The sequence below is a fragment of the Rhodoplanes roseus genome, from assembly GCF_003258865.1.
GTDB classification, from domain to species: Bacteria; Pseudomonadota; Alphaproteobacteria; order Rhizobiales; family Xanthobacteraceae; genus Rhodoplanes; species Rhodoplanes roseus.
On record NZ_NPEX01000230.1, the window covers coordinates 1 to 9,424 of the forward strand.

The window sequence follows — 9,424 nt, forward strand, 5'->3', positions numbered from 1 at the left end:
CCGTCGATCAGCCAGACGGCGATCGGAAAGGTGAGGAACAGCGCCGGCCAGACATGCAGGGGCGCCATCGCCAGCGACGACGCCGCTCCGGCCAGCACGGCGATCAGGGTGCGCCGGCCGCCCCAGGCGAGCACGACCGGATGCGCGACCCGGGCGAGGGCGAGGCTCACGACGCGGCCGGGCCGCGCCGGCCCGCGGGGTCGGCCGGACCGGCGCCGTCCGGCGGCGTCGCCCGTGCCTCGGCGGCGGTCTCCCGCTTTTGTTCGCGGACGTTGCGGCGCTGCTTGCTGCGCGAGATCTTCACCTTCTTGACGCGGCGCGGATCGGCGTCGAGCACCTCGATCTCGAACGGCTCCGGACCGGGCACGATCTCGCCGCGCACCGGAACGCGGCCGACCCGGGTGACCAGGTAGCCGCCGAGCGTGTCGACCTCCTCGGCCGCGTCGCCGACGTCGAACTCGGCTCCGACCGTGGCCAGCACGTCCTCGAGCGGGGCGCGCGCATCGGCCAGGAACGAGCCGTCGGGCTGGCGCACGACGGTGCGGACCGCATGCTCGTCGTGCTCGTCCTCGATGTCGCCGACGATCTGCTCGACCAGATCCTCGATCGAGATGATGCCGTCGGTGCCGCCGTACTCGTCGATGACGAGGGCGAGATGGACGCGCGTCGCCTGCATCTTGGCGAGCAGGTCGAGGGCCGGCATGGACGGCGGCACGAACAGGATGTCGCGAACGATCTTGGCCTCGACCAGCGGCATCGCGAGGTCGATGGCGCGCAGGTCGAGGTCGGCCGGGAAGCGCTTCTTGCGCTTGCTGGTCGGCGGCGGCGTGGCGGCCCTGGTCGCCATGAAGGCGAGGAGGTCGCGGATGTGCACCATGCCGACCGGATCGTCGAGCGTGTCGTCGTAGACGACGAGCCTCGAGTGACCGGCGTTCTCGAACACCTTCACGAGCTCGCCGATGGTGATGTCCTGCTGGACTGCGACGATGTCGGCCCGCGGGATCATGATGTCCTCGCTGCGCCGCTCGCGCAGCCCGAGGATGTTCTTGAGCATGGTCCGCTCTTCGGCCGAAAATCCGGTGTCGGCCGGCGTCGTGCCCTCGAGCAGGACGGCGATGTCGGAGCGCACCGAGCCCGGCTTCCAGCCGAACAGGGCGCGCAGCATGCGCTGCACCCATCCGTCACCGGCCTCGCGCGGCAGAACTTCGCCGCGCAGGGCCGGGACAGGAAGGGCCGAGGTGTCGGTCGACATCACGGCATGCGCCTCCGCTGCCGTGACGCTGCGAGACTCGCTCGCCGGTTCGGTCGGTTCGCTGCGACTGGGACTGGGCAGGTCGTCGGGCATGATGGCTGCTGTCAGGCGCATTCGCGTCCGGCATAAGGGTCGGGCACGTCGAGCGACGCCAGGACGTCGCGCTCGCGGGCCTCCATGAGTTCGGCTTCGGCGTCGGTCTCGTGGTCGTAGCCGAGAAGATGCAGCACGCCGTGCACGACCAGATGACCGAGGTGATGGGCGAAGGGCGTGCCGTCGCGCTGCGATTCGGCCCGGACCGTCTCGTAGGCGAGCACGACGTCGCCCAGCAGGGTCGGCATGTCGGGATCGGCGTCGCCGGATGTTCCCCCCGGCACGGCCGGGAAGGAGAGCACGTTGGTCGGCGCGTCCTTGCCGCGATAGCGGGCGTTGAGGGCCTGCACGGTCGCGTCGTCGGCGAGCACGACGCACAGCTCGCAGGCGCCGCGGTCGGCCGGCAGCGTCGCCGCGACGGCGCGCAGCACCAGCGCCTCGGCGTCCGGCTCCTCGGCCCACAAGGGCGACTCGACCACCACGTCGACCGTCGTGGCGCCGATTTCGTTGGTCGCGCCCGTGGGGGCGATCGAAGGCGTGGGGTCCGGGCTCATGCGCCGTCCTCGCGTTTGCGGCCGGCCGGGCGGGCGGACGCGCCCGCCCGATCGTAGGCGGCGACGATCCGGGCGACGAGCTCGTGGCGGACCACGTCCTCGTGGCTGAACGTGGCGGTGCCGACGCCCTCGACGTCGCCGAGCAGGCGCAGCGCCTCGGACAGGCCCGAGACCTGCCCGGGCGGCAGGTCGACCTGGCTCGGATCGCCCGTCACGATCATGCGGGCGTTCTCGCCGAGCCGCGTGAGAAACATCTTCATCTGCATCGAGCTGGTGTTCTGCGCCTCGTCGAGGATCACGGCGGCGTTCGCCAGGGTCCGTCCGCGCATGAAGGCGAGCGGCGCGATCTCGATCTCGCCGGTCTGCAGCGCGCGCTCGACGATGCGGGTGTCCATCAGGTCGAACAGCGCGTCGTAGATCGGCCGCAGATACGGATCGACCTTCTCGCGCATGTCGCCGGGAAGGAAGCCGAGCCGCTCGCCGGCCTCGACGGCCGGGCGCGACAGGATGATCCGATCGACCTCCTTGCGCTCGAACAGCGCCACCGCATGGGCGACGGCGAGCCACGTCTTGCCGGTGCCGGCCGGGCCGGCGCCGAACACCAGGGCGTTCTTGCGCAAGGCCCGGATATAGGCGCTCTGCGCCGGCGTACGGGCCCGCACCAGACGCTTGCGGAGATTGATCTCCTCGAAGCCGGCGCGTTCCGTCGCGGCGTCGTAGTCGAACAGCGAGCCCTGCGCGATGGCGAGCCGGATCGCGCCTTCGACGTCGCCCTGCCCGAGCTCGTGGCCGCGCGAAAGCTGCTCGTAGAGGTTCTCCAGCACGCGCCGCGCCTGCTCGCAGGCCTCGCGTGGGCCGCCCAGCGTCACGTGGTTGCCGCGCGAGTCGGCGGTGACGCCGAGCCGCCGCTCGATCAGCGCGAGGTTCTGGCCGTACTGGCCGAACAGCGCGAGCGCCAGCCGGTTGTCCTCGAAAGCGAGCACGATCTGCGCGTCCTCGGCGGGCGGCAGCAGCGACGAAGTGTCGGGGTTGCGTCTCGGCACGGTGTTTTCAGAGTCCTCCGCTCGCCGCGCGCGCGGCCTCGTGGGGGCGCAGCGCTTCGTTTCGCGACGCTGTGTCGTTCGGCGCGGCGCCGTCGTGACGGGCCGGGGCGAGCAGGGCGCCGTAGAGGCTGTTGGTGCCGGTCCCGGTGATCCGCACGGTCAGGACCTCGCCCTTCACGGAGGCGGGCGCCATCACCTGCACGGACTGCATCCAGGGCGAGCGGCCGGTCATCTGGCCGTCGTGCCGGCCGGTGCTCTCGAACAGCACCTCGGTGGTGCGCCCGACGGTCGCGGCGTTGAACGCCGCCGCGTGAAAATCGATGCGGGCCTGCAGCCGGGCGAGCCGCTCGGTCTTCTCGGCCTCGCTCACCTGGTTCTCGCTGTCGGCCGCCGGGGTGCCGGGGCGGGACGAGTACTTGAACGAATAGGCCGAGGCGAAGCCGACCTCGTCGACCAGGGCGAGCGTGTCGCGGAACTCCTGCTCGGTCTCGCCCGGGAAGCCGACGATGAAGTCCGACGACATCGCGATGTCGGGCCGCGCCGCCCGCAGGCGGGCGACCACGGCCAGGAACTCGGCGCGGTCGTGCTTGCGGTTCATGGCGGCGAGCACCCGGTCCGAGCCCGACTGCACCGGCAGGTGAAGCTGCGGCATCAGCGCCGGCAGCTCGCCATGGGCGGCGATCAGCGCCTCGTCCATGTCGCGCGGGTGGCTGGTGGTGTAGCGCAGCCGCGCCACGCCCGGTACCGCGGCCAGCCGGTAGAGAAGCTGCGCCAGCGTCCAGGCGCGGCCGTCCGGGCCCTCGCCGTGCCAGGCATTGACGTTCTGGCCGATCAACCGGATTTCGCGCACGCCCGCATCGGCGAGCCGCTCGACCTCGGCCACGATCTTGGCGACCGGCCGCGAAAACTCGGCGCCGCGCGTATAAGGCACCACGCAGAAGGTGCAGAACTTGTCGCAGCCCTCCTGCACGGTGACGAAGGCCGTCACGCCGCGCGATCGGGTCACGGCCGCGCTCGGCGCCGCCAGATGGTCGAACTTGTCCTCGGCCGGGAACTCGGTGTCGACGACACGGCCGTCGCGCGCCGCCCTGGCCACCAGGTCGGGCAGGCGGTGATAGTTCTGCGGACCGACCACCAGGTCGACCACCGGGGCGCGACGGATGATCTCCTCGCCCTCGGCCTGGGCGACGCAGCCGGCGACGGCGACCGTGAGGCTGCGGCCTTCCAGCGCGGCGGCCTGCTTGAGGACGCGCAGCCGGCCGAGCTCGGAATAGACCTTCTCGGCCGCTTTCTCGCGGATGTGGCAGGTGTTGAGCACCAGGACGTCGGCATCGTCCGGCATCGACGTCTCGACATAGCCTTCGCGCGCCAGCACATCGGCCATGCGCTGCGAATCGTAGACGTTCATCTGGCAGCCGTACGACTTCACGTAGAGCTTGCGCGGGCGGCTGGTCACGCTCGACATTGCTTCGACGTCTTCTCCCGGCCGGCGGCCGCCTTCGTCGCCACGGTCTCGGTCGCCCCGGTCTCGCGGCGACTCGCCCCAGTGGCCCATGTAGTGCGCGGACGCCGCTGCGCCATCGCGCCGGCCTCGATTTCGCGCACCGGTCTGCCGGAGACCACGTCGGTCCCGCCCAGCGTCCCGGACGGGATAACTCTCAACTCTGCTACGCCCGCGATCGCGGGCCCGCGGCGCTCGTGTGCTTGCGTCCGGTCTAGCGGCTTTTTGCCGAAAATGGAATGGCATGCCCGCGCGACACGCCCGCATGACGCCTTTTATTTATGCATTTCAAGTGTTTGCTGTCCTCGCGGGGAGCCTTCCGCCGGCTCTCGGCCGCGCAGGGCCGCGGCGGTGAGGCGGCGCACATCCGCTTCCAGGGTGCGGGCGACCGTCTTGCGCTCGGAGGCGTCGCCGAGCCGGATGGGATCGCCCCAGGTCAGGGTGACATCGAGGCCGCCGTGGCGCCCGATATGAAGCAGGTGGGGCACCAGATCCGCGGCGCCGTACCAGGCGGCCACCGGGCGGTGCTGACGGCCCATCGGCAGGCCCTGGAATCCCGTATAGGCGATCGACAGCGGCTGGATCGTCACCGCCGCGGTGCCGCCGCTCTCGGCCAGGGCGTCGCCCGCCGCCCCGATCAGGGCCGAGCGGAACGGCAGCACGCGGTTGCCGTCGCTCGACGTCCCCTCGCCGAACAGCACCACCGGGTCGCCGCCGGCGAGCCGCCGGGCGATCTCGGCGTTGACCTCGCGGGTCTTGTGGCGGCGCTGGCGGTCGACGAAGACCGAGCGCTGCAGCTTGGCGAACAGGCCGAACAGCGGCCAGGTCGCGATCTCCTGCTTGGCCACGAACACCACCGGCAGGCGCGACGTGATCACCGAGATGTCGAGCCAGGACGCATGATTGGAGACGATCAGCAGCGGGCGCTGGAGCACCGGCCGGCCCACCTGGCGCACCCGGACGCCGAACAGCCGGCAGACGATCCGGTGGAACAGCGTCGGGATCAGCCGGCGGAGCGGGAGCGCGTAGCGCACCGAGATCCACTGGATCGGCAACAGCGCCGCCGTGGCGACCGCGAACCCCGCGCCGGTGACGGCGAGGCGGAGCATCACGACGCCTTGTCGTCCAACGGCACCGCGTAGAGCTCGAGGCGATGATCGATCAGCCGGTAGCCGAGCCGCCGCGCCACCTCGCGCTGCAGCTGCTCGATCTCCTCGGACTGGAACTCGATGACCTCGCCAGTGCGCAGGTTCACCAGATGGTCGTGGTGGCTCTCGCGGATCTGCTCGTAGCGGGCGCGTCCCTCGCGGAAGTCGTGGCGCTCGATGATGCCGGCGTCCTCGAACAGCTTCACGGTCCGGTAGACGGTGGAGATCGAGATGTGCGGGTCGACCAGAGCGCAGCGGCGGTAGAGCTCCTCGACGTCGGGATGGTCGTCGGATCCGGCGAGCACGCGGGCGATCACGCGCCGCTGCTCCGTCATCCGCATGCCTTTGGAGACGCACATCGCCTCGATGTTGGTCACGACCTGCTCGCTCACCCGTTGCTCCGCCGTTCGATCCTGCCGGGCGGCCGGATCATAGGAGCCGCCGGATGCATCGTCCATTGAGCGGCGTCAAGCCAGATCGCGGCGCAGCACCAAAGCCACGGCCGGGGGGCCTCCACCCCGATCGTAGTAGCCCGGCCTTTGCCCGACCTCGGCGAAGCCGGCCGAATCGTAGAGCCGTCGGGCCGGGAGGTTCTCCTTGTCGACCTCCAGGAAGATGCGCTCGACACCCGCGGCCGCGAGCCGGCCGAGATGCACGGCGAGCAGGCGGCCGGCGATGCCGCGGCCCCGGCGGCTCGGCGCGACCGCGACCGAGAGAATCTCGGCCTCGTCGACCGCCTGGCGGGTCATCACGAAGCCGACCACCTCCTCGGCCATCGCGGCCATGTCGGTGACGACGTTGCGCTCGACGAGCAGCCGCTCGAACTCCTCCTCGCTCCAGCCGCGCCGGAACGAGGCGGCGTGCAGGGCGGCGAGGGCGGACGCGTCGGCCGGGACCGCCTCGCCGATGCGGGCGTCGCCACCCTTCCACCAGCGGCGGACCAGGGCGATCATCGCCGCGCCAGCCTGGCGGCGTCCTGCGGCTTGGCATCGGGCGCCCGCAGGTACAGCGGTTTCGGGGACTCGGTCGTGTCGGCCGCCACGGCGCCGAGCCGCGCCACCCAGTCGATGTCCGGCGCCGGCGTGGTGTCGACGCAGAGCGGCGGCCGGGCGCCCGTCATCCAGGCGGAATGCACCAGCGCCGCGGCCGAGCCGACGATCCGGGTCGGTGCCGCGGTGGCGATTCGCGCCGCCTCGCGCAGCGACGCGATCCGGGGCGCGATGACGGCCCGCCCGCCCTCGCCGACGAGCTGCATGTAGACCTGCTCGTGCCGCGCATCGATGACGGCCAGGAGGGGCGTGCGGTCGTCGCTCGCCACATGGGGCGCCGCGAAGGCGGCGAGCGTGGTCAGCCCGACCACCGGCTTGTTCGCCGCCAGCGCGATGCCGCGGGCCGCCGCGACCCCGACGCGCAGGCCCGTGAAGCTGCCCGGCCCGAGCGTCACGGCGATGCGGTCCAGATCGGTGAATTCGAGATCGGCGTCGGTCATCACCCGGGCGATCATCGGCATCAGCGCCTCGGCGTGGCCGCGCTCCATGACGACCGATTCGTGCGCCAGCACGCCGCCGCGGACGAGGTCGAACACCGCCGCCGAGCAGGCCGCGAGGGCGGTATCGATGGCGAGCACGCGCACGGCCGACGTCTCCGCTTCGCTCCAGGGTGAAATTTTGGGCAGGGTGCCGCCCCGGGCCGGATCGCGCAAGCGAAACCGGCGATCGATGCGCCGCGGGTGCCCCGTCTTGGCAAACTTTGCCAAGCTGATATCGTGTTCCACGAGAGGTCCCGGAGGCGCGGATGCCGACCCGCAATATCAGCTTCACGCCCGAGCAGGATGCCTTCATCGAAGATGTCGTGCAGTCGGGCGAGTACCAGAACGCGAGCGAGATGGTGCGCGATGCGCTGCGGGCGCTCCAGCAGCGCCGCGAAGAGGATGCGCTGAAGCTCGAGGCTCTGCGGCTGCAGATCAGAGCGGGCGTCGAGGCCCTCGACGGCGGCGATTACGTGGAGGTCGCTGCCGACGATCTGGACCGGTATCTCGACAACCTCGGCACGCGACCACCGAAGCCGAGGTGAGGCTCGCATGGCGCGGATTCGGATCTCGCCGCGGGCACAAGCCGATCTGGTCCAGATCCTTTCGACCAGCGAAGCACGTTGGGGAGCGGCAGCGCGCCGGCGTTATTCGGCCTCGATCGCTGCGGCGTTTCGTTCGATCGCGGCCGAACCGAGCAGCGCGACCAGCCGGGATCGCGCCGAACTCTCTCCTGGATTGCGAAGCTTGCATCTCCGGCACGTCTGTCGCGACAGCCGCGTGGGCCGCCCCGCGCACGTCGTTTTCTACCGGGCGGTCGAGCCCGACATCACCGAGATCGTTCGCGTGCTTCACGAGCGTATGGAGCCGCGCCGCCACGTCCGCGGAGGACGGGCGGAGCCCGCCTAACCGCGACGGCTCTCCAACGAAAAGCGGGCCCGACCAGGGCCCGCTTGGCATCACGCTGCACGGTGTCGCGCCGGTGCGTCACACCGGGCGGACCTCGTTCACCTCGGGCACGAAGTGCTTGAGGAGGTTCTGGATGCCGTGGCGCAGCGTCGCCGTGGAGGAGGGGCAGCCCGAGCAGGCGCCCTTCATGGCGAGATAGACGATGCCGTTCTCGAAGCCGCGGAACGTGATGTCGCCGCCGTCGTTGGCGACCGCCGGCCGCACCCGCGTCTCGATCAGGTCCTTGATCAGCTCGACCGTCTCGGCGTCCTTCTCGTCGTAGAACTCGTCGTCGGCCTTGCCGCCGGACTGGTCCAGCATGACCGGGGCGTCGGTCATGAAGTGCTCCATGATCACGCCCAGGACGCCCGGCTTGATGTGCTGCCAGTCGGTCTCGGTCTTGGTCACGGCGATGAAGTCGGAGCCGAAGAACACGGCGGCGACGCCCGGCACGTCGAACAGGCGCTGCGCCAGCGGCGAGCCGTCGGCCTCGTCCTTGCTGCGGAACTCCAGCGTGCCGTAGGGCAGCACGCTCCGGCCCGGCAGGAACTTCAGGGTGGCGGGATTGGGTGTGGCTTCGGTCTGGATGAACATCGCGCCTCTCCTCGGCCGCGGTTCAAGGCCGCGGCGGGTGCTCCATTGCCTAGAACAGATGTCCCTTCGGGGGGCGGGCGTCAACCGCCCGGCGAGCGGATCCTCGGTGGTCCCACCGAACGCCGGATCGGCCCCGGTGGGCCGCCGGCTCAGGTCATCGCGTCGAGCTCCTCGTCGCTGAGGTGGCCCGGGACGATCGCCATGGGGATCGGGAACGAGCCGGCCGACTTGGTCAGGCCGGAGACCAGCGGTCCGGGGCCTTCCTTGTCGTCGCCGGCGGCCAGGACCAGCACGGCGATGTCCTCGTCCTGGTCGATCAGCCGGGTGATCTCAGTCGTGGGATCACCCTCGCGGATGATCCGTTCCGGCGTGATCGCGGCGACGCCGTTCGCCCGCGCCGCGAAGCGCGCCAGCATGGCGTCGGCCTCCTCGCGCTGCTCGGCCTGCATGATGTCGGCGACGCCGAGCCATTGCGGGGCGCGGTCCTCGATCTCGATCACCCGTAGCATCAGCATGCCGGCGCCGGTCCGCCCGGCGCGCCGGCTCGCGAAGTAGACCGCGCGGTCGCACTCCGGCGTGTCGTCGATGACCACGAGGAACTTAGGGCGGTGCCCGGCCTCGTAGCTGCGGCGCTTCCGGCTCATGATTCGCCCCGGCGGCGTCCCGGCGCCGCCCATCCGGCCGGGAATCTGCCACGGCGAGGCCGGGCGGGGCAAGGTGGTGCAGTCCTCACACCCTCCCTGGCGGGGAGGGTCGGCGCGCC

General features: G+C 71.1%; 12 protein-coding genes and 1 pseudogene. 2 read left to right on the plus strand and 11 right to left on the minus strand.

What is annotated here, in order from left to right; all coding sequences use genetic code 11:
* From CH341_RS36015 to tsaB, 9 genes and pseudogenes are all read right to left on the minus strand, one after another.
* A pseudogene (locus CH341_RS36015) lies at positions 1-170 on the minus strand (apolipoprotein N-acyltransferase); the annotation flags it as partial.
* Positions 167-1,252, minus strand: a complete 1,086-nt coding sequence (locus CH341_RS23785; RefSeq protein WP_111421471.1) for a hemolysin family protein — start codon at positions 1,250-1,252, stop codon at positions 167-169. The gene CH341_RS23785 and the pseudogene CH341_RS36015, both read right to left, overlap by 4 nt.
* Before the next feature lie 104 nt (positions 1,253-1,356).
* Entirely contained in the window at positions 1,357-1,899 is a 543-nt protein-coding gene (ybeY, locus tag CH341_RS23790; protein ID WP_111421472.1) for an rRNA maturation RNase YbeY, read from the minus strand.
* Complete coding sequence (locus CH341_RS23795) at positions 1,896-2,942, minus strand: PhoH family protein (RefSeq protein WP_111421473.1); 1,047 nt, start codon at positions 2,940-2,942, stop codon at positions 1,896-1,898. Before CH341_RS23795 ends, ybeY begins: the two co-directional genes overlap by 4 nt.
* 7 nt (positions 2,943-2,949) lie before the next feature.
* Positions 2,950-4,407, minus strand: a complete 1,458-nt coding sequence (gene miaB / locus CH341_RS23800) for a tRNA (N6-isopentenyl adenosine(37)-C2)-methylthiotransferase MiaB (RefSeq protein ID WP_111421474.1) — start codon at positions 4,405-4,407, stop codon at positions 2,950-2,952.
* A gap of 311 nt (positions 4,408-4,718) precedes the next feature.
* Positions 4,719-5,552 carry a lyso-ornithine lipid O-acyltransferase gene (gene olsA, locus CH341_RS23805; RefSeq protein ID WP_111421475.1) on the minus strand — a complete coding sequence of 278 codons (834 nt, stop codon included), beginning with the start codon at positions 5,550-5,552 and terminating at the stop codon, positions 4,719-4,721.
* The gene (locus CH341_RS23810; protein ID WP_245431221.1) at positions 5,552-5,950 is read right to left on the minus strand and encodes a Fur family transcriptional regulator; all 399 of its coding nucleotides are present in this window, start codon (positions 5,948-5,950) and stop codon (positions 5,552-5,554) included. The genes olsA and CH341_RS23810 overlap by 1 nt, the downstream gene beginning before the upstream one ends.
* A 108-nt stretch (positions 5,951-6,058) precedes the next feature.
* A complete protein-coding gene (gene rimI / locus CH341_RS23815) occupies positions 6,059-6,544 on the minus strand; it encodes a ribosomal protein S18-alanine N-acetyltransferase (RefSeq protein WP_111421477.1) in 486 nt (161 codons plus the stop codon).
* Positions 6,541-7,224, minus strand: coding sequence for a tRNA (adenosine(37)-N6)-threonylcarbamoyltransferase complex dimerization subunit type 1 TsaB (gene tsaB / locus CH341_RS23820; RefSeq protein WP_111421482.1), 684 nt, complete (start codon positions 7,222-7,224; stop codon positions 6,541-6,543). Before tsaB ends, rimI begins: the two co-directional genes overlap by 4 nt.
* 161 nt (positions 7,225-7,385) lie before the next feature.
* On the opposite strand from tsaB, the gene CH341_RS23825 reads away from it, so the two are divergent.
* Positions 7,386-7,664 (plus strand): type II toxin-antitoxin system ParD family antitoxin, encoded by a 279-nt coding sequence (locus CH341_RS23825; protein ID WP_111421478.1) that lies wholly within the window; start codon positions 7,386-7,388, stop codon positions 7,662-7,664.
* 7 nt (positions 7,665-7,671) lie between these two features.
* The gene (locus CH341_RS23830; protein ID WP_111421479.1) at positions 7,672-8,028 is read left to right on the plus strand and encodes a type II toxin-antitoxin system RelE/ParE family toxin; all 357 of its coding nucleotides are present in this window, start codon (positions 7,672-7,674) and stop codon (positions 8,026-8,028) included.
* A 78-nt stretch (positions 8,029-8,106) separates the two neighbouring features.
* Here CH341_RS23830 and CH341_RS23835 read toward each other — a convergent pair whose 3' ends face one another.
* Both CH341_RS23835 and CH341_RS23840 read right to left on the minus strand, forming a co-directional pair.
* Positions 8,107-8,661: a NifU family protein gene (locus tag CH341_RS23835; RefSeq protein ID WP_111421480.1), complete on the minus strand. Its 555-nt coding sequence runs from the start codon at positions 8,659-8,661 to the stop codon at positions 8,107-8,109.
* 149 nt (positions 8,662-8,810) lie between these two features.
* Positions 8,811-9,305: a universal stress protein gene (locus CH341_RS23840; protein WP_111421481.1), complete on the minus strand. Its 495-nt coding sequence runs from the start codon at positions 9,303-9,305 to the stop codon at positions 8,811-8,813.
* Positions 9,306-9,424: the final 119 nt, after the last annotated feature.